Below are 19,310 nucleotides of genomic sequence, written 5' to 3'. Positions count from 1 at the left end.
CGGGATCCATCCAAGCCTGACCCTAGCGAAGAACAGAAGCCAGGACGGATCCCCGCCTGCGCGGGGATGTTGTTCTGCGGGGGGCTTTTCTCGGTCAACTATAGTTTCTGCGCGAGCTGGTAAGCGGCGAAGCAGAGGATCAGCGCCAGGAAGTTGCGAAGCAGCCAACCGGGCAAGAGGCCGGTGAGGCGCGAGCCGATGGCGATGCCGGGGATCGAGCCGACGAGCAGCAATCCGAGAAGCGCGAAGCTCGTATTGCCAATCGACATGTGACCGAGGCCGGAGATCAGCGTCAGCGGCACTGCGTGGACGATGTCCGTGCCGATCAGGCGGCGGGTTCGGAGCGTCGGGTAGAGCAGCGTCAGAATGACGACGCCGATCGCGCCTGCGCCGACCGACGTCAGCGTGACGATCGATCCGAGTGTGAGCCCTAATAGCAATGTTGGCAGATGACGGACTTTGATCTCAGCCGGTTCGCTGACGTTTGTATGGCCCCGAACAACGGACGGGTAGATCAGGATTGCGAGCGAACTCAGCACGAGCGCGGCGACAAGCGCTCTCTCGATGAATTGCGCAAGCGCTGCGGTGTCGGGATCGAGCATGTGCAAGACGGCGAGCATCGCGAGCGAGCCCGGTACGCTTCCCATCGCAAGCCAGCCGACAAGCCGCCAGTTGACGTTACCGAAGTTGTGGTGCGGCCAGGCGGCGGACGCCTTGGTGATCGACGCGAAGAGTAGGTCGGTGCCGACGGCCAATGCGGGCGGCACGCCGATGCTCGTGATCAGGAACGGGGTCATCAGTGAGCCGGCGCCGACACCCGTCATTCCGACGAGGAAGCCGACGACGAAGCCGCCCGAAATCACCATGGGCCAGAGGGTGCTCAGATCGAAGTCGGGCATAGGATTCCGTGGAGTAGTTGACGGACTGACCTACGCGAGATCCCTCAGTTCCGCAATTGCGGATTTCCAATCTTTATAACGGAGAGATTAATCGCAGCGCGTTCCATCTGCCTACGGCGACACTGCTTCGGCGGCGAGCTGATGCCGCGTGCGCAAACTGAGGAAGCCGCCTTGAATGTGCCGCGCTGTGGAAGCCGGGGCTTAAAGCCCCGGGTCCATGCCGTCATCGATTGGCGGTGGCGGCTCGATGGCGACCGAGACGCCCGCTGCGCGGAGAATGATCGCCACTTCGTTGGCTCGGCGCATGAACTCTTCGCGATCTCTCGACCCCATCGACAGGTCGCGATTGAGACCGTTGGCGAGCATGTCGCGCTTCAGCACGAAATGACCTTCGGCAGGCTTTTCCGCCTTGGAATTGACTGACGTTGCAACGCCGCCCGCCATCGTCGCGCCCGTTATGGAATCGACGAGCAGCAGCGTTCCGGTTTCCGGAGTCTCGGTGAACACATCGATCGCGGCGGCACGGCCGAGCGAGATTTTTGCGATGGCGATATCGTTCGCACCGCAGCCTCGCGCTGGGCGCGATGCCATCGTTTCGAGATCGAGAAGCGCCTTGATCTCGATGTTCGAGACGGGAACGAGATCAGTCGAGGTTCGCAAGAGGTAACCGGCCGTCGGGCTGAATTCGTCTTCCGACAGCCAAACAAAACGGGCTTCTACGGTCTGTGCTGCGACAGGGCGCATCTCGGGAGCGGAGAGCACGGCGCCGCGCGATACGTCGATATCGACATCGAGCTGCAGCGCGATCGCCTGACCGGCCGAGGCGCTTTGAAGATCTCCGTCCATCGTTGCGATGCGGATAACCTTGCCGCTTGCGTTGCTCAGCGCATCAACGACAACGTCGCCGACTTTGACCGATCCGGATGTGACGGCGCCAGCGAGGCCGCGGAAATCCTGACCATCGCGCAATACGGTCTGCACGGGAAAACGAAACACGGAGCCAGCTTCGCTGACGCGGCTCGGCGTCGTCTCCAGGTGCTGGATCAACGTCGGGCCGGTGTACCAGGACATGTTGTCGGATGCCGTCGAGACGTTGTCACCGAAGACGGCCGACAGCGGGATCGCGGTTGCGTCCCAGAAATTGAATTTCCAGCACAGCGTGCGGAAATCGGCTTCGATCTTGCGGAAGACGTCTTCGGACCAGCCGACGAGGTCCATCTTGTTGACCGCGAGTACGACGTGCTTCACGCCGACGAGATCGAGGATCGCGGTGTGGCGCTTCGTTTGCTTCTTTACGCCCGAGCGTGCGTCGACGAGCACGATGGCGACGTCAGCGTGCGATGCGCCCGAGGCCATGTTGCGCGTGTACTGCTCGTGGCCGGGGGAGTCGATGATGACGAAGCGGCGCTTTTCGGTATCGAAATACTTCCACGCGATGTCGATCGTTATGCCTTGCTCGCGCTCGGCGACGAGGCCGTCGAGAAGCATCGAGAAGTCGGGGAGATCGGTGCCGGCGGCCTTGCGGCCCGAGCGGCGCACGTTCTCGCGCTGATCTTCGTAAAGATCGGATGCGTCCCAGAGCAGGCGACCGATCAGGGTCGATTTGCCGTCATCGACTGAACCACAGGTCAGCAGATGTGTGATGCCGCCAAGCTCGCGCACCAGATTGGGCACGACTTCGAGATGCGGCTGAGCCTTCTGCGCGGGCTCCTGTTTATGCAGCGCGTGCACCGACATCAGAAATAGCCTTCCTGCTTCTTCTTTTCCATTGCGCCGACCTGATCGTGATCGATCAGACGGCCCTGTCGTTCCGAGGTCTGCGCGTTGATCGTTTCGGCGACCACGGCTTCAATCGTGTCGGCGTCGGATTCGACGGCAGCGGTCAGCGGATAATCGCCGAGCGTGCGGAAACGGATCTTGCGCATCTCGACTTTTTCGCCGTCGCGCGGCTGCAGACGTTGGTCGTCCTGCATCAGGATCTGACCGTCGCGGACGATGGTTGGCCGTTCGGCGGCGTAATAGAGCGGTACGACTTCCAGCTTCTCGCGCAGGATGTAACGCCAGACGTCCTTTTCGGTCCAGTTCGACATCGGGAAGACGCGCACGGTCTCGCCGGTTCCGAGGCGGCCATTCAACAGGTGCCACATCTCGGGCCGCTGCCTGCGTGGGTCCCAGCGATGGCCGGCGGCGCGGAACGAGAAGACGCGCTCCTTCGCACGGCTTGCTTCCTCGTCGCGACGGGCGCCGCCGAAAGCCGCATCGAAGCCGTACTTGTCGAGGGCTTGTTTCAGCGCCTGCGTTTTCAGAACGTCGGTGTGGATCGAGGGGGCGTGATCGATCGGATTGATGCCGCGCTTGATGCCGTCCTGGTTGGTGTGGACGATCAGCTCCAGGCCGAGTTCGCGGGCCGTGCGATCGCGAAATGCAATCATGTCTCGGAACTTCCACGTCGTGTCGACATGGAGCAGCGGGAAAGGCACGGGCTGCGGATAGAAGGCCTTGCGTGCGAGGTGCAGAAGGACCGTCGAATCCTTGCCGATCGAATACATCAGCACGGGCTTGCGGAATTGCGCCGCCGCTTCGCGGAAGATGTGAATGCTTTCGGATTCGAGCAGATCAAGATGCGAAGGCGATGCCGTCATGCGGCGTTGTCCTTTGGTTCAAATCCAGGGTCTTCGGACTGCGTATGAAGTCCGCATTCCTTGCCGTTCTCATTTTCCCACCACCAGCGACCGGCGCGGATGTCCTCGCCCGGCGCAATGGCGCGCGTGCACGGCTGGCAGCCGATCGAAGGGAAGCCTTTGGCGTGCAGCGCATTGATGGGAATTTTGTTGGCGGCAACGTAGTCTTCGAGCTGAGGCAGCGTCCAATCGGCGATGGGGTTCAGCTTGATGAGGTTCTGTGCCGGATCGTAGCTCGCGAACGGGACATGCGAGCGGCCCTGCGATTGCTCGCGGCGAAGGCCAGTCAGCCAACCGGCCGCGCCCTTGAGCGCGCGATTGAGCGGACGCACTTTGCGAATTTCGCAGCATGCCTTTCGTGCGTCGACGGAATAGCGAAAGCCGTAGATGCCGTCGTTCGAGACCAACTCCTCGACCTCGGTCGCATCTGGGAACATCACGCGGATCTTGATGCCGTACTTGCCTTCGGTGTCGAAGAGGGTGTCGAGCGTCTCGGGAAAGTGGCGGCCGGTATCGAGCGTGAAGATGTCGATGTTCGTATCCGTCGAGGCAATAGCGTGCGTGATCGCCTGATCCTCGATGCCGAGGCTGGTCGAGAAGGCGATTGTACCCGCCAGTGCGGAACGGATGGCGGCGAGACGCTCCTCGAGCGTCGTCAAACCCGCGAGCTTGCGGTCAAGCTCCGCGGCGGCGGCATGCTGCGGGCCAGAATGGTCATCGGCCCTCGTTCCGCCGGGAGCGGACGCGGGCGCTTCGAACAACGTCATGGATCCTCCAGAGACGGCCTACATAAGGGTAAATCATTCTCCTGAGAAGCCTTATTGATAAATAAGAATAGGATATTATTCCTCGTTCTAAGTCCGGAAGACGTTTTTCTCACTGTCCCGGTGCGTAGAACTCCAGTGCGGGAAACGCTGCGACAGGCTGTGCCCAGGGGCGCGCGTCGCGGCCCCTTTCAAGCCCAACCACCATTCCGGGGGGCTCTACAATTCGGCCCTATTCGGTCTCGGCCGTTGCCAGCCACGCGAGCAATCCGTTTGCGGCTCGCGTCGCCGTCGCGAAGGTTGCCTGCAACAGATAGCCTCCGGTCGGCGCTTCCCAGTCGAGCATCTCGCCTGCTGCAAACAAGCCGGGATGGTCCTTGACCATCAATTCGTCAGTGAGGGCGAGCCAGCCTATGCCGCCTGCGGTCGAGATGGCGCGGTCGATGGCAGCAAGGCCGGTGATCGTGAGGGGAACCGACTTGATGCGCGCCGCCAGTGCGTCCGCTCCTTCGGGAAGGCTTGCGCCTCCTTCACGCACCAGCGCGAGAGCGGGTGGGTCAAGGTGTGCTGCCTTCCGCAAAAAGTTCGTCAGCGTCTCCTTACCCCGTGGCTTTGCCAAGCGTTCGGCCAAGACAGAATGTTCGATGTCCGGTTTCAGATCGACGGAGAGCGTGACGCTTTGGTGGGCGCGAAGCGCGGCGCGGAGGTTAGGTACAAGCGCGTAAATCGCGCCGCCTTCGAGGCCGGTACGCGTCACGATCGCTTCGCCTCGCGTTGTGATGCCTTCGAAGGTCAGCGCGATGCGCTTCAATGCGGTGCCTTCGAAGCGTGACCGGAAGATCTCGGACCATTCGATGAGCACACCGCAGTTGGCGGCTCCGAGAGGCGTCACCGGAATTCCAGCACTCTTGAACGTCTCCACCCAATGGGCATCCGAGCCGAGTTTCGGCCAGCTTGCTCCGCCAAGTGCGAAGAGCGTGGCGTCCGGCCGGATTGCGATCGGGCCTTCGGGGGTTTTGAAAGAATGGCCGCCTTCCGCCGTGAATCCGGTCCAACGGTGGCGCGTTTTGATGACGACGCCGAGTTCGTTCAGCCGGCGCAGCCATGCGCGCAGAAGCGGCGAGGCTTTCATTGCGCGCGGGAATACGCGGCCGCTCGAGCCAATGAACGTTTCAGCGCCGAGGCCGTTCGCCCAGTCGATGAGGGCGGAAGGTGGAAAGGCTTCGACCGCGGTTCGAACCTTTTCTGCTGCCGCGCCGTATCGCGGCAGAAAGTTTTCGATCGGCTCGCTATGCGTGAGATTCAGGCCTCCGCGTCCAGCCAGGAGAAACTTGCGGGCGGGCGAGGGCATACGCTCGTATACCGTCACGCGATGTCCGGCCCGCGCGATGATCTCGGCCGCGAACAGGCCCGCCGGGCCCGCTCCGACGACTGCAACATCTTTGACTGCAACGTTTTGGGCGGTCATGTCCGGAGCGATCACCACGTGCCCGTGTTCGGCATCGATGCCCACGGTTCCTGTGGCGGCAAGGGTGCGCCCTTCTGCAGAAACTCGATCGAGACGAGGTCGGGCGAGCGCACGAACGCCATGTAGCCGTCGCGCGGCGGCCTGTTGATCGTGACGCCAGCTGCCTGCAGCCGTTCGCAGGTGGCATAGATGTCGTCCACGGCAAATGCGAGGTGGCCGAAGTTGCGGGCTGATCCGTAATCTTCGGGATCCCAATTGTAAGTGAGCTCGATCATCGGCGCCTTTTCGGTCTTGGCGCGCGCTTCGTCCTCGGGGGCGGCGAGGAAGATCAGAGTGAAGCGGCCCTTCTCGCTTTCCGTGCGGCGGATTTCTTTCAGCCCGAGCGCGTCACAGTAGAACTTCAGGCTCGGTCCGAGATCCTTGATGCGAACCATCGTGTGCAAGTAGCGCATCGCTCACCTTTCATTCGAAATTGCGAGGTTGTTGCAGAATGTCAGCGGCAAAGAAGCCTCGCTGTGACTGCATGCGCTGCAGCTCTGCCACAGTGGGGCATGAAACGTCTCGCGGCACCGAGTCGCCGTAACTCGGATTTTTGCTCTGCTGTGGATTAACACGGAAGTATTCTGCTTCGGCGTTCGTGTTCGTTGCTCGGAAGCTCATGAGAATCAAGCCGAGATGAGCGAATCACTTCGATGCTGATTCGCAGTGCAAAAACTTATGCACGCGTGTGGAGGAATTTCTCGGAGAAGTGCGCGCCGCTGCGCTCCCAATCGAAACTGGGGATGAATCATAACTACGTTTTTTTGCGCGTTTTCATTGGCTTAATATGGGGGACGCGATGTGGATTGATGCACCACAACCCATGGTCAAGGGGGCGGTGCCAAAATATTGTCCCTAGTTCCGGGCAGAGCCGGTGTTATGGTTTCCGTCGTTGCGCAGTTGCGTCTCAGTGTTCGGTTCTGAAGAGGGCTCTTCCAGAACAGGATGCAACGACGAAACCGCGGAACAATGGTTATCGTTTGACGCACAGTATACGCGGGGTAAGCAAGTATGGGGGATATTAAACGTCCCGGGCTATCGGAATATTTCGAAGCGGGCCCAATTGGTCCCGAAGCGCTCGACGACGCGGCAGCCGAAGTTTTCGAGGTTGCCGGAACAATCAAATGGTTCGATGCTTCGAAGGGCTACGGTTTCATCGTTCCTGACAATGGCCTGCCGGACATACTTCTTCACGTCACCTGCCTCAGAGCCGGTGGATTTCAGACCGCTTACGAAGGCGCTCGCCTTCACTGCGAAGTCCTCAAGCGGCCGAAAGGCATGCAGGCATTTCGCATTCTCAGCATGGACGAAAGTTCGGCCATTCATCCGTCGCAGCTTCCGCAGCGTACCCACGTTGTCGTGCAGCCTGAAAGCGATTGGTGCCGCGCTTACGTCAAATGGTTCAATCGGGTACGCGGTTTCGGGTTCCTGACCCGCGGCGAAGGCACGCCCGATATCTTCTGCCACATGGAAACGCTGCGCCGCTTCGGGTTCACTGAGCTTCGGCCGGGCCAGATCGTCCAAGTCCGTTGGGGCTATGGATCGAAGGGCTGCATGGCTGCTGAACTCAGGCCGGATGGTGTGCCGACGGGGCTGCCATCCCGTAACTGACGCGGGACAGATGGCGACAGTCATGTCGAGTTCGACGAAGGGGGCCGCGATTTGCGTGGCCCTTTTTATTTTGGCGCCGCTGTTCGCAGCCGGCTGGCCGTTGATGAATTCCCTGATTGATCTCGTGCCGGCCGCCTACGCAAAAATGCGTCAGGACAAGCTGGCGATCGTTTCCGCGCAGGGCGGGGCCGAGCACACGTTCACAATCGAAGTCGCGTCCACTGAACAGGAGAAGGCGGTGGGCCTCATGTTCCGCACGGTCCTGGCCGACGGAGAAGGGATGCTTTTTCCCTATACAGCCGAGCGCAGTTTGCAGATGTGGATGCACAACACGTATATCCCGCTCGATATGCTGTTCGTTCGTGCCGATGGGACGATCGCGCGGATCGAGGAAAACGCTGAGCCGCTGTCGGATCGGGTCATCTCGTCTGGTGCGCCGGTTCTCGCCGTGCTGGAAATTCCGGGGGGCGCGTCATCGCGGCTCGGCATCAAAGCCGGCGACAAGGTGCGCTATCCGATTTTCTCAGGGGTGAGCGGGCAGTAAAAGCCCGATGCCGCACCCCTTTCGCGGCGCGTGACTTGACCTTCATAGTCGAAACCGGCAGATGAGAGCTGTGTCGGGGCGTAGCTCAGCCTGGTAGAGCATCTGCTTTGGGAGCAGAGGGTCGCGTGTTCGAATCATGTCGCCCCGACCAATACTTAACCGCGGATCCTCACATTCTAGATTAAGTGGGGGTAGCGACTGGGGTAACATCCCAGCCTAAACGTTGACGGTGGGAGCCAGCAGGCGCTGGGCATTTAATCGCGCTTTTGCGATGAATCGGGTGCCAGCGATCTCGACGATCTCAATCCCAGTGCGCTTGAATAGCTCGGCCAGCTCGAGGCCGATCGTTCGCACGGGGAACGGTTCTTGACCCACTGCGCTACACCACTCGACGTAGGCGCCATGTAGCTTCACGACCGGTGTATCGATGTCTGCCGGCTCGAGCACATCCCTCGCGAAGCGGAAGGCGTGTTCTTTTGCGGTGGGCGCTGGGAATGGCAGCCGCATCTCATCGACGTCCACTTCCTCCGCCTTTGCCGGCGTCCTCCGAATGCATAGCGCCGGCTTGCCGGTGCGCGCCCCGAATGCGATGAGCGCGGCACCGAGGCCATTGATGGCCAAAGAGCGAAGCGCCGCGGCAACGAGATCGAGAGTGGCGTCGTCGACATGCAGGCGATCGGCCAGCGGCGCGGCAGATCGCGGCGGGGGAATCGCGGCCAGAGCCGACCGCGCGGCTTCCAGGTCGCGCTGGGCATCAGCCTTCGCACCCTCGAGCAGGATCCGGCATTCACGACGACAACCTGGCTTGGCTGCTTCACTGATTGCCGCGCCATCGGCGGCGAGCTTTGCCTCTTCGGCTGCGTCCAGCCGTGCACGGGCCGCTAGCCGCGCTTGCTCGGCATCACGAACGGGGCCAGCTATCGCGTCTCGAGCCGCAATGGTAATTTCCGAAGTTGTCAGCACCGCATAAAGCTCGCCGCAGAGCAGAGCTATCGCGAGAACGATAGCGAGCATCCAACTGCCGTCACGCAGGCTCACACCAACGCACACGCTTCCGGTGCAAAGCCCGAGCGCGACGGCGATCTGAAGCGGAGCGGTCGGCGATGCATAGCCGCCGGTCGAAAGTATAGCCACGTGTGCCATCGCTCCGATAATCGAGCAGCCGACAAAAACGGCGAGACCACGCAGTATCATTCGGCCCCCTTAAATCCCTTGCGCTTCGCCAAGGCCGCGACGGCCTCTTCGAGCATGTCGGCGATCGAAACACCCATTGATGCCGCTAACCCCGCGGACTGCGCTTTGAAGGCCGGCGTGCACCGAAAATTCATCTGCACCGAACGAGCGCGCCCACCGCGCGACCTTTGACCTTCGGTAGCTGACGCCCGCCGCTCAGCGGCGCTGCGCTTCTCGATCTTAGTCGTCGTCGCAAATCGCGATGCCTCAAAGAGGCTAGCGAATTCTGCTTCGTCCTCGATTGATGATGTCATCAAGCTGCACCCCGCTTTGCCTTCGTTGCCTTTTGCGCGGCGGATTTGATCTCTTTCCAGAGCGTATCGATTTCGGCAGCCGCGGCCGGGTCCCTTTCAGGACCGGTTTTGCCGCGGGTCATCGCAGTTACGAATGCTGCGCGTTGACTGATTAGAGTGTTCGCGATCGGAACATTATTTGAAAAGAGAGTGCTGCGCGCATCCTCGACGAGTTTGTCCTTACTTCCGCTGCGGCATGCGTTCAGGACGATGAAGAACGGCGTATCGTTGTCCATGCAAAGCCGGACCGCATCTTGCGACGCCAGCAAATCGAGGCCGCTGGCGCGCATGGGGACAACGACAAAGTCACTTGTTTTGATCGCGTCCTCGGTGACGGCAAGCGCACCCGGTGGACCGTCGAGAAACACCCAGTCCCAGCCGGTCAGCTCCAGAGCTTCAGCTGCATCAGACGCTCGATCAGCTCCGGTGAACAAGGTGGGATTCGGCGGTCCGCCTCGCCGCTTCCACCAGTCACCGACAGAGTCCTGAGGATCCAAGTCCACAATACAGACGCGCTTGCTCTCTTGCGCCGCACGAACCGCAATGGCGGCGCATAGCGTGGACTTTCCCACGCCGCCCTTGGAATTCAAAAAACCAACGATGATCATCGCACCCTCGTGGCTATGCCTAGCCAATGTATAGCGAAATGCATTGTCATTGTCAAATGCCTAGTCATTTATAATGCCTATGCATGAGTAATGCATAGGCTTTACAAAGGGACAGCGACGGGCGCCGCCTCGAGAGAACCCGGAGGGGCAATCGCAAGTGTGCGTCCTGGCGAGCGATCGTCCGTCGTGGGATGAGGCTAAGAGCGCGCTCTCCCGAATGACGGACAGTCTTGACGAATCGCTCAAAAAAACTGACAAACATTCCCGGCTTATTGCGCCTTCTGGCAAGAGCGCTCCCCTAAAACCCCCGTATTTACTGGCGTTCTGAAAGCCACGTTTCAGCGCTGGCAGACTTCGTCATGCAACTCGCAATGAACAGGCTCGCAATCGCGGGCCTTTTTCGCGTGCGCATTTCCCGGACGATTCCCGGAAATGAAAACGCCTCCGCCCAGCCATCGCGCTGGGCTTTTTCACATCCAGAGAAGGAGACGGAAATGAAAACAGCCATCACGCGCATTGTCCCTCCCGGCCTCATCGGCATGATCCACGTCGCCACGGCATGTGAATGGGTGGGATGTAACGAGCGGACGCTCAAGCGCTACGAGGCGGACATCAATCACCCGTTCCCGCCGCGGAAAAAGTTCGGGAGGTGTTGCTACTACTCCGAAGCCGCCGTCCGCCGTTGGCTCGCGGATCGTCTGGGTATCGCCGCCTAGCGGCGTCTTGAGAGCACCAGGTCCAACGAGGATGTTCAGATGACCGTCAAACTCAGCGAGCTTCGTGTCACGTCGACGTTCGAAGCCGGCCAGTACAAGGCCGGCATGGATCAGAAGGTGGCTGCGGACGCGGCTGGCACCGCCTCAAGCGAAAAGCTCGGGGCGGCCACCACGCAAACCTATCAGAAAATCAGCCAGTCCGGCGCCGTCCTGGACCGCCTTGGCAAGCAGTACGTCGCGGGCTACGCGGCGACGGCGAAATTCGATCAGGCCATCCGCATGCTCGGCCGCGGTCTCGAAACCGGGAATGTGACGATCGCCGAGGCCGGCGTGATTTTGGACGGCATCTACGGCAAGTTCGGGAAGACTGCGGACAGCGCCGCGGCGCTCGCCGCCGGATACACGCAGCTCGCCGATGTGATCTCGCAAAAGAGCCAACAGATCAGCACGTCGACGGCGCTCGTCGCTCGCTCGCTAGCCTCGGTAGCGGCGGGCATGTCTCAGGCGGGCAAGGGGTCGCTAGCGCTGAACGAGGCCAACGCGCGTCTCGTCAGTGGGATGGCGGAGTTCGGAAAGCAGCTGAAAGCCACGGACGCGGCGCTCGTCGACGTCGCCGCTGGAATGTCTCTCTATGGCAAGGAGGCGCTCGAGGCCAATGTCCTGAATGAACGCCTGATCAAAGGTATGTCCGGCGCGTCTCAATCGATCAGTGGCGCTGGCAAGACTGCCGCGTTGTCGGCGTTCCAACTCACGAACCTGGGGTTCCAGTTGAACGACGTAGCCACGCAGGCCGCGCTCGGTGTGGGGCCGCTGCAAATTCTTGCGGCTCAGGGCGGTCAATTCTTCCAGATCCTGCAAACCGGCGCCGGCGGCATCAAAGGATCGCTGTCCTACCTAGGCGAATTGATCATGAGTTTGGTCACGCCGTTTCGTGTCGCGACCACCGCGGCTCTGGCCTTCGTCACCGTTGCTGGGAGTGCCGGCGTCGCGTGGGCGAATGCTCAAAGCGAGATCTCGCTAGCGCTGACTGGAATCGGAGGCGCCGCCGGCGTCACGGTGTCCGATATCAACAAGATCTCGTTGGCCATGGCGCACGCCGGAGAGTTGTCGGTTGGTGACGCTCGCACAATCGCGACGTCGATCGCAGCGACCGGCAAGGTCAGCGCGGACGTGCTCGAGCAAGTGACAGCGCTGGGCAAAGGTGTCGAGCTGGTTTTCGGTACCGACGCCAAGGGCGCCGCCGATATCCTGACGCAGGCGCTTGAGGATCCGGCGAAGGGTGTCGACGATCTCAATAAGCGCTTGGGCGCTTACGACCAGGCTACCTCTCAACTGATCAAGAATTTAACGACGCAGAACCGGCTGAGCGACGCCCAGCGGCTCATCACAGACGGCCTCCAAAAATCGATCGGCAATGCGTCGGCGCAAACAACAGCATGGGCGTCCGCCTGGGACAAACTCAAAGCGGCGGCCTCAGGTACGCTTGCGGAGATCGGTCAAGCCGTCAACAAAGTTGCTGGCTTCCAAGATCCGACGCAAGCGCTCGCCGAGGCGCAGGCGCGGCTAACGCGTCTTCAGTCCGGCACGGTCGGGCCGCGTGGCGGCGGCTTCGTCGACCATTCGCAGATCGCTCAGGCCGTGGCCGACGTGCAGAAATTGCAAGCCGCCGTCGACAAGCTCAAGGCGGCGCAGGAGGACGAGGCCAACACTCGCGAGGCGAACGATTTCGGCAGTATCGTTCAAGGTCTCGATCCGACGTTCGCCAAATTGAACACGCTGGAAGCCACGCTGAAGCGCATTCGCGGCGATCTCCTGAACAACAAAGTGACCGGCAAGATCGACGATGACACTTTTGCCGCCGGCATCCATGCTGTGCAGATGCTCGAGTCCCAGGTGGCGCTCAAACAAAAGTATATCGACCTGGCGACCCGCCATTACGGGATCAGTAGCGCAGCGCTCGGTCAGGCCGCTGAGGAAAACCGGATCGCGATCGCCGGCATCAATGCGCGGACGCCGGCGCAAAAGGCCGACATCGCCTACCAGCAGACATATAACGCATTGCGTCAGGAAGGCATCGGAATCATCGAGGCGCAGTTCCGCGCCGAGTTGGCGCGCACCCAGAGCCTGAAGCAAAGCCAGCACGATCTGTCGGAAGCCGTACGCGATCGCATCTATCAAAACGGCCAAGACATCCAGCAAGGGCAGATTCAAAACGATGTCATCGGTCGCAGCGTCGACGTCGCTACGCGGCTCACGGTGCAGTTCCAGCTGCTTGCTGCCGCCAAGGCTGAGGCCTTCAAGAACGGCACCACGGTCTCCGCGCAGGAGGAGCTGCAGGCGCTGATCACCGCGGACGAGAAGGCCCGCCAGGCGGTCGAAGCTGCACGAAAGGGCCTCTTAAATGATCTTTCGTTTTCCAATGCGCAGATGGGGCGGTCCTCGATCGACCAGGCTGTTTACTCAAAGATGCAGTCAGCCGGGTTGCTCGATAACGGTCAAATCGTCGGCGCTCAAAACCAGGCGATCGCCGCTCAGATCCGGTTCAATGATGAGCTGCAGCGGTCGATCGATATCGAGAAGGGTTTCGCCAGCGATTTCCTTCACGACATGATGTCCGGAAAGTCGGCGACCGAAGCGCTGGGCAATGCCCTGAACAACCTCGCTAGCAAGATGCTCGATAACTCGCTGGACCTTCTGTTTGCCGGTCTCGGCAAAGCCGGCGGGGTACCGACCGGCGGTCTGTTCGGCGGCAACATCCTTCCCGGCATTTTCCACGAGGGCGGCGTCGTCGGCTCCAGCCCGGCACCGCGCCGGAGCGTGCCGCTGGCGGCGTTCGCAGGTGCTGTCCGCTATCACACCGGCGGCGTCGCCGGCACCTCACCGTTCAAGCCTGGCGAAATGCCGGCCATCCTTCAGCGCGGGGAGATTGTTCTGCCGCGTGGCACTTCCGCCGGCGGCGGGGACGTGAACGTCTCGCTGGGCGGGATCACGATCAATGCGCCTAACGCCGACGCGGCTGGACTACTTTCCGTCACGCAAGAAGTCAGAGCGCTAAAATCAAGCCTTCCGAGCACGATCCTTCGGACGGTCCGCGACGCGAAAAACCGCAGCTTGGTCTAGACGACCGTTCGATCCCGAATCGACTCTCGGTTCCACCGACTGCCACCCAAAGCATCGTGAAGTTTAATCCTCGATCAAGAGACTGATCGAGGGTGCGTTCTCGTGTTCAACAGCAACCCTTAGTAAGGAAAAAAGCGATGTTTCATACGCAAATTAAATCAGAACCCGGCATCAACTTCGCGCGGTTCGCGAAGGTCAAGGCCGTCTCGCGACTCGACCATATCAATGTCGTCACTGTCGCCGAGCGCATGTACGGCGCCAACAGCGACGTCGTAGGCATCGCCAAGGCGAATGAAGTCGTTCCCGGTTCCAACATCTCCGGAAACTGGGCGTCCGATCTGACAGGCGCCGAGGCCGCGAGCTTCGCGGATTTCGCAGCGTTTCTGCGGCCCGCGACGATCCTCGGCAAGTTCGGCGTGGGCAACGTGCCTCGGCTTCGCGCCGTCCCGTTCCGCGAGCCGTTGCTCTCGCAGACCGGCGGCGGATCATCGTACTGGGTAGGCGAAGGCAAGCCGGCGCCGCTGACCGCGTTCGATTTCGACCGCACAACAATTCAGCCGCTCAAGATCGGCAACATCGCGGTCATTACAGTTGAGAACGTGCGAAGCTCGAATCCGGCGTCCGATGTCATCGTCCGAGACGCCCTTCGCGATGCTCTGGCTGCCGGCCTCGACACGTCATTTATCGATCCCGCCAACTCTGGCACCTCCAACGTGAAGCCTGCCTCGATCACGAACGGTGCGGCGACGGTACATTCGACCGGCACCGACGCCGACCACATCCGGCTCGACGTCCGCGCGCTGTTCCAGAAGTTCATCACGGCCAATAACACGCCGTCCAACGGCGTGTGGATCATGTCGTCGACGAACGCGCTGGCGTTGTCGCTCATGGTGAACGCGCTGGGGCAGAAGGAATTCCCTGGAATGTCGATGACGGGCGGCGTTTTCGAAGGCCTGCCAGCCATCGTGTCCGACTACGCCGGCAGCATCGTGGCGCTTGTCAATGCAACCGACATCTACATTGCCGACGACGGTGACACGTCCGTCGACCTCAGCCAGGAAGCTTCGCTCGAGATGAAGAGCGCCAGCCTTGCGCAGGACGGCAGCGCCGGCACGGGCGCCTCGCTCGTATCGCTCTGGCAGAACGGTTTGGTCGCACTCAAGGCGGAGCGGACGATCAATTGGAAGAAGCGCAGGGCGTCGGCGGTCGCATACCTGACAGGCGTTGCGTGGGGCGGCGCTGTTCCAAATTCCTAAAATTCGGCGATCGTCGATAGTCCCGGCGAGTTCGCGCCGGGGCAACAATCACCAAACATGGAGGTTCCTATGGGAACGAAGCGATACAAGTCACCGCTGCGCGCGCGGCCGAGAGAAGAATATCTCGACACGCGATGTGGCCCAGAGATGCAGCCTGGCGTAGCTGATTTTCTGAAACTGGGGAAGCAGGCCTTAGGGCATAAGCATTCGCTGGCCCATTCGCTCGTCGATGTCGACTACTGCATCCAGGAGCTACTAGGCCCGGTGGCTGAACGTGACGATGATGCGGAGGTAAGGTTTAGCCAAAAGCTCTATTTTGCACTCTGTGCGACCTTCGCATCAATCAAAGCGGAGGCGAGTGCGACGGCCGAACTATTGGTTCTTCGGTTGCGAGAAGCGGAGGCGCGCATTGCTCAGCTCGAGGCGGCGCCGCGGCTCGAATACGCCGGCGTGTTCGCACCTACCGACGCGATGGCCGGGTTCGACAAGACAAAATGGACGCTCGCTGCGAAGCGAGGCAGCGATGCAAAATTTCTTGAAGGGACCTCATCACATGACGCTGGATCGCGCGCTCGAGCAGGCGCAGGCAAACCTCAATCGCCACGTAGAGGAAGCGCTGGCAAGCACGCAGCAGCTTCTTGAGCGCTGCGGCGGTACGGCTGAGGAGATCGAGGCGGAGCTCGCGCAGCAGCGAGCCGAGCTCGCCGCTTGGCGTGACAATGCCTTGGCCGAGATCCGTCGCGGCCTCGAACACTTCGATCTGCCGCCGGAGTTTGTGAAGCTGCAGTAGCAAGCCACCCCCGCCGGGGGGGGATTCTTACGATCTACAACTCGGGGGGCCCGACCGCTTGGGGGCTCACGCGCAGAAAATTTCCCCATATAGAAAAACAGAAGGTGCGTACCGGCACGATGAAAAACGAGCAAAAATATTCCATTGCCTGGGACGAAATCAGGCGCGCCTACGAAGCGGGAACCAAGTCAACACGCACAATTGCAAAGGATTTCGGCGTCACCGAGGGCGCGATACGTAAGCGCGCCAAAAGCGACAACTGGATTCGCGCAACAGGTACGCACAAAGGTACGCAGGGGACTGCGTACCAGCGCGTGCGTACTTCGCCGCAGGGCTTAAAGGATGCTTCAACTCGCGATACCGTCGACCGACGGAGATCCGCGGAAGCGGCCAGCCCCGTAGACCTGTCAGCGTTGAAGCGTCAGGGTTTTGAGCTGATCGCGACGTTGACCCGTGAGCTTCAGCTTTACTCTGATAACGTCGATCTCATCGAGAAGATCATTCTCGAAGAAACCGCCGGCGACCGAAGCTCTCGCCGGCGCGAGATGTTGCTGCGCGCGATTTCAAACGCCAATCGTATGGCGGCAGCGAAGAACATGGCGACGGCTTTCGACATACTTTACGGTGCCGGCCCGGGTAAGAAGGAAAAAGCAAAGGAAGACGCAAATCGCGTCGGTGGCGCCGAAAGTTGCTGGGGTGATGATCTCGATCCCTATTCCGGAGAAGGCAAGAAACCCAACTAAATGATGGCTCCAGACGATAGCGAAGATCTAGGTGCGTGGGTCCAGGATCCCCAAAACCCTGAGGTTTGGTTCCGAGTGAGACCTTGGGCCAACCCCGCTTTTCTGACGGCGCTAGATCTGGGATTTCATAAGCTGGCAAAAGAGCACTCTTACACTCGAGTGCCCGACGATGCTGTCCTCGCCCTGACGGTTTCACTCGTCGTCAGGTATATTCTTGTCGATTGGCGCGGGCTGGAGTTTCCATTTTCATTTGAGGGGGCGATGATCATGCTCTCGGACCGAGAGCTTGGCCTTCTGCCCGCCGTGGTTCGCTGCGCGCAACTCATTGCCTAGCCGCTGTTATTTTGCGTTCTCTTCATTTTGGAGCATGGTCGCACAAAAAGCGGTCAACTCTGGTAGGCCTGTGCCGGTCAGCATATTCATTGACTTGGCCTCCACGGCATTGGTCTTGGTCAATGCGCCATCGAGGCATTGCACGAGCGCACGGCCAAACGCGAATATCTCACGCCCTCCTTCTCCGTGGTGAAGAGCACGCGACGCTCCATAGCCCCACATATCCCTCTCGTCACGCGATGCAGCGATGTAATCGGCTCCGTTGGACTTGACTGTAAGCGGCCCTGCCGTCGCTGACTCGGACGACCACGCAAACGCCGATCCCATGCCGATGAGGATCCAGAACGATTTCACGATATCAACCCTAGGAAGATAGCCTTCAATCCTTCGGCAACGACATTGCCAGCGGCCCCTTCCAAAATTGTCTGCACCGATTTGAGCAGCTCCCGGATCGTGGATGGACTTGCGGCGGCGCCTTCGTATTCGAGCGCGTCGAGCACCGGCTCTAGATCCGCTGCAGTGTGCGCCGGCAATTGCGCCAGATGTTCCCGGCCTTTCGATATCGCATCCGCCAACTTCGCCGCATCGATCGTGATCGACGCTTGCTGCTGGTTGGAGACGGTGCCGCCGCTGACGTCACCCATGACGCCCACGTTCTGAATGAAATATTGGTGCGTCACTGGTCCGGCCTCCCGCTGTTCGATGCTCGAAAATTTGAGCCCTTCGCCGAGCACGCCGGCTTCCTCAAGTTCCAGTGTCCAGTCCAGAATGATGGTCCTGACACGATCGATGATGGCCCAAGCGGCGGTGGGAGAAATGAATAACCTCGCGTCGTGCAGGCCAAATTCCTTCACCAGATCGCTTCGCACGCCGTGACCTCCAGCGAACGCCATCGCTTTCGACGTATCCTTGTTTTTGTAACTTTCCTCGAGAGCGCTTATGGACTCGCCCAATCGCGCGATTGAATATCGCTGCTGTTGCTCGATGTCCTCGAAGTGGATCGGTTGCCATCCCATATAAGGGCTGTAGCCCTTCCACTCTCCCGGCAGCTGCCGGTAGGTAGGGACCTCTGGCTTGTCCATATAACCGGTGAGCTCGTCATCAATCCAACGAGCAGCCTCGATGACGCCGAGTTTTACGGCGATCGCTTTCGCCAGTCGCAGCAGGTCGGATACAGACGCATTGGGATCCAGCGCGAGATTCTGCAATCGCAGTACCGAAGATTCCTTCGTCATGAGCATCGCCTGTGTCCATCGCGGCGCCCACGAGCACCGAATCTCAATGCGAGCAAATTAGCATTCTGACGTCTGACAGTTGCGGATTATCGGGTGCTTGCGTTGTGGATAAATCCTGCGTCCGAAAATGAGAAGGGCGGCCACGCGGGCCGCCCCAAAAGTTCGCCGACGCTCGGTCAAGTCACCCCTAAACCTCAAATTGCGCCGTCATCACCGCGTTCACAAACTTCATTACGCCAGGATACCTGTCGAGCCCGATATCGCTTTCGCGTATGACCGTCGCTTGCAGCCGGAGATCCTCCGCGGACGTTGGTTCGATAGCCAAGATCGTTTCTGCGATCGCGCCGACCGTCGCGACTTGAGCGTCGAAGTCTCTCTCAAAATCGTCCAGGCCCGACAATTTGCCCGCTTCGTTTTCTCTAGCTTCGAGTGATTCCGCGAGACCGAGCGCCTCGATCGCCTCGATAAGAATCGGAGCATCGGCGGGGCACAGCCGCGTAAGTCTTTTGATCGCGGCAGAGACGGCCTTCACCCCGAAGAAGCGAACCTCCTTTCCCGATTTATCGTGCCGCGAGACAGTGTCGGCGCGAGAGCAGTAGAAACGCCAACCCGTTGCGGCATCGGAGTACCGCAGGCTATCAGGCCATTCGGGCGCGATGGTTTCATAGTTGGACAATGCGGTCTCGATGCACCGATCGAGGTGCCTCAGCTGCTTGCGGTGACGTTTCCAAATTGCGAAATGCCTCTCGATCGCGCTCTCGTCCTTTGCGGATGCGATCGCCGGCAGCGTCGTACCGCCGGCGGCGATGCCGGATCCGATCAACCGGAGCGCCGATCGCCGGTCGACGGCTGTTCGTTTTTCAGTCGTTGTTGTGTTACAATTTTGAGCCTTGATCATTGAGATTACCCTCTATGGTTTAGGAAGGGTCTCGTCGTTGTTACAGCAACGGCGAGGCCCGCTTGCGATTGCAAACGCT

At 60.4% G+C, this 19,310-nt stretch carries 19 protein-coding genes and 1 tRNA gene; 8 read left to right on the top strand and 12 right to left on the bottom strand.

Annotated elements, in window-relative coordinates; translation table 11 throughout:
• Positions 1-98: 98 nt before the first annotated feature.
• The 6 genes from G359_RS12855 to G359_RS12830 all read right to left on the bottom strand — a co-directional run bounded on the left by G359_RS12855 (position 99) and on the right by G359_RS12830 (position 6,264).
• Positions 99-899 carry a sulfite exporter TauE/SafE family protein gene (locus G359_RS12855; RefSeq protein ID WP_052699364.1) on the bottom strand — a complete coding sequence of 267 codons (801 nt, stop codon included), beginning with the start codon at positions 897-899 and terminating at the stop codon, positions 99-101.
• Between the two features lie 201 nt (positions 900-1,100).
• Entirely contained in the window at positions 1,101-2,636 is a 1,536-nt protein-coding gene (locus tag G359_RS12850; protein ID WP_045836450.1) for a GTP-binding protein, read from the bottom strand.
• Positions 2,636-3,541 (bottom strand): sulfate adenylyltransferase subunit CysD, encoded by a 906-nt coding sequence (gene cysD, locus G359_RS12845; RefSeq protein ID WP_045836449.1) that lies wholly within the window; start codon positions 3,539-3,541, stop codon positions 2,636-2,638. Before cysD ends, G359_RS12850 begins: the two co-directional genes overlap by 1 nt.
• Positions 3,538-4,347 carry a phosphoadenylyl-sulfate reductase gene (locus G359_RS12840; RefSeq protein WP_045836448.1) on the bottom strand — a complete coding sequence of 270 codons (810 nt, stop codon included), beginning with the start codon at positions 4,345-4,347 and terminating at the stop codon, positions 3,538-3,540. The genes cysD and G359_RS12840 overlap by 4 nt, the downstream gene beginning before the upstream one ends.
• Before the next feature lie 229 nt (positions 4,348-4,576).
• Positions 4,577-5,812, bottom strand: coding sequence for a TIGR03862 family flavoprotein (locus G359_RS12835; RefSeq protein WP_045837978.1), 1,236 nt, complete (start codon positions 5,810-5,812; stop codon positions 4,577-4,579).
• Positions 5,813-5,823: 11 nt separating this feature from the next.
• Positions 5,824-6,264: a VOC family protein gene (locus tag G359_RS12830; RefSeq protein ID WP_045836447.1), complete on the bottom strand. Its 441-nt coding sequence runs from the start codon at positions 6,262-6,264 to the stop codon at positions 5,824-5,826.
• A gap of 598 nt (positions 6,265-6,862) precedes the next feature.
• On the opposite strand from G359_RS12830, the gene G359_RS12820 reads away from it, so the two are divergent.
• The 3 genes from G359_RS12820 (at position 6,863) to G359_RS12810 (ending at position 8,157) form a co-directional block, all read left to right on the top strand.
• Positions 6,863-7,462: a cold-shock protein gene (locus tag G359_RS12820; protein ID WP_045836445.1), complete on the top strand. Its 600-nt coding sequence runs from the start codon at positions 6,863-6,865 to the stop codon at positions 7,460-7,462.
• Between the two features lie 22 nt (positions 7,463-7,484).
• The gene (locus tag G359_RS12815) at positions 7,485-8,006 is read left to right on the top strand and encodes a DUF192 domain-containing protein (protein ID WP_245280021.1); all 522 of its coding nucleotides are present in this window, start codon (positions 7,485-7,487) and stop codon (positions 8,004-8,006) included.
• 74 nt (positions 8,007-8,080) lie between these two features.
• A tRNA-Pro gene (locus tag G359_RS12810) sits at positions 8,081-8,157 on the top strand.
• A gap of 65 nt (positions 8,158-8,222) precedes the next feature.
• Here the strand turns inward: G359_RS12810 and G359_RS12805 are convergent.
• From G359_RS12805 to G359_RS12795, 3 genes are read right to left on the bottom strand one after another with little or no spacing between them, the layout of a single operon-like run.
• The gene (locus G359_RS12805; RefSeq protein ID WP_045836444.1) at positions 8,223-9,200 is read right to left on the bottom strand and encodes a hypothetical protein; all 978 of its coding nucleotides are present in this window, start codon (positions 9,198-9,200) and stop codon (positions 8,223-8,225) included.
• The gene (locus tag G359_RS12800; protein ID WP_045836443.1) at positions 9,197-9,493 is read right to left on the bottom strand and encodes a hypothetical protein; all 297 of its coding nucleotides are present in this window, start codon (positions 9,491-9,493) and stop codon (positions 9,197-9,199) included. The genes G359_RS12805 and G359_RS12800 overlap by 4 nt, the downstream gene beginning before the upstream one ends.
• A complete protein-coding gene (locus tag G359_RS12795) occupies positions 9,493-10,140 on the bottom strand; it encodes a ParA family protein (RefSeq protein WP_045836442.1) in 648 nt (215 codons plus the stop codon). Before G359_RS12795 ends, G359_RS12800 begins: the two co-directional genes overlap by 1 nt.
• A 494-nt stretch (positions 10,141-10,634) precedes the next feature.
• On the opposite strand from G359_RS12795, the gene G359_RS20525 reads away from it, so the two are divergent.
• From G359_RS20525 to G359_RS12770, 5 genes are all read left to right on the top strand, one after another.
• A complete protein-coding gene (locus tag G359_RS20525; protein ID WP_156150768.1) occupies positions 10,635-10,856 on the top strand; it encodes a helix-turn-helix transcriptional regulator in 222 nt (73 codons plus the stop codon).
• A 39-nt stretch (positions 10,857-10,895) separates the two neighbouring features.
• On the top strand, positions 10,896-13,976 hold the full coding sequence (locus tag G359_RS19735; RefSeq protein WP_052699362.1) for a phage tail length tape measure family protein: 3,081 nt from the start codon (positions 10,896-10,898) through the stop codon (positions 13,974-13,976).
• A gap of 137 nt (positions 13,977-14,113) precedes the next feature.
• On the top strand, positions 14,114-15,232 hold the full coding sequence (locus G359_RS12780; RefSeq protein ID WP_052699361.1) for a phage major capsid protein: 1,119 nt from the start codon (positions 14,114-14,116) through the stop codon (positions 15,230-15,232).
• 523 nt (positions 15,233-15,755) lie between these two features.
• Positions 15,756-16,022, top strand: coding sequence for a hypothetical protein (locus tag G359_RS12775; RefSeq protein ID WP_156150767.1), 267 nt, complete (start codon positions 15,756-15,758; stop codon positions 16,020-16,022).
• Between the two features lie 119 nt (positions 16,023-16,141).
• On the top strand, positions 16,142-16,765 hold the full coding sequence (locus tag G359_RS12770; protein WP_045836438.1) for a hypothetical protein: 624 nt from the start codon (positions 16,142-16,144) through the stop codon (positions 16,763-16,765).
• Between the two features lie 339 nt (positions 16,766-17,104).
• Here G359_RS12770 and G359_RS12760 read toward each other — a convergent pair whose 3' ends face one another.
• The 3 genes from G359_RS12760 to G359_RS12750 all read right to left on the bottom strand — a co-directional run bounded on the left by G359_RS12760 (position 17,105) and on the right by G359_RS12750 (position 19,231).
• Positions 17,105-17,452, bottom strand: a complete 348-nt coding sequence (locus tag G359_RS12760; protein WP_045836437.1) for a hypothetical protein — start codon at positions 17,450-17,452, stop codon at positions 17,105-17,107.
• The gene (locus G359_RS12755; RefSeq protein WP_156150766.1) at positions 17,449-18,333 is read right to left on the bottom strand and encodes an AbiTii domain-containing protein; all 885 of its coding nucleotides are present in this window, start codon (positions 18,331-18,333) and stop codon (positions 17,449-17,451) included. Before G359_RS12755 ends, G359_RS12760 begins: the two co-directional genes overlap by 4 nt.
• 187 nt (positions 18,334-18,520) lie before the next feature.
• The gene (locus tag G359_RS12750) at positions 18,521-19,231 is read right to left on the bottom strand and encodes a hypothetical protein (RefSeq protein WP_045836435.1); all 711 of its coding nucleotides are present in this window, start codon (positions 19,229-19,231) and stop codon (positions 18,521-18,523) included.
• Positions 19,232-19,310: the final 79 nt, after the last annotated feature.

It is taken from the genome of Hyphomicrobium sp. 99 (genome assembly GCF_000384335.2).
Lineage (GTDB): Bacteria > Pseudomonadota > Alphaproteobacteria > Rhizobiales > Hyphomicrobiaceae > Hyphomicrobium_B.
The sequence above is the reverse complement of the archived record's forward strand: the minus strand, read 5'-3'. Positions and strand labels throughout refer to the sequence as shown.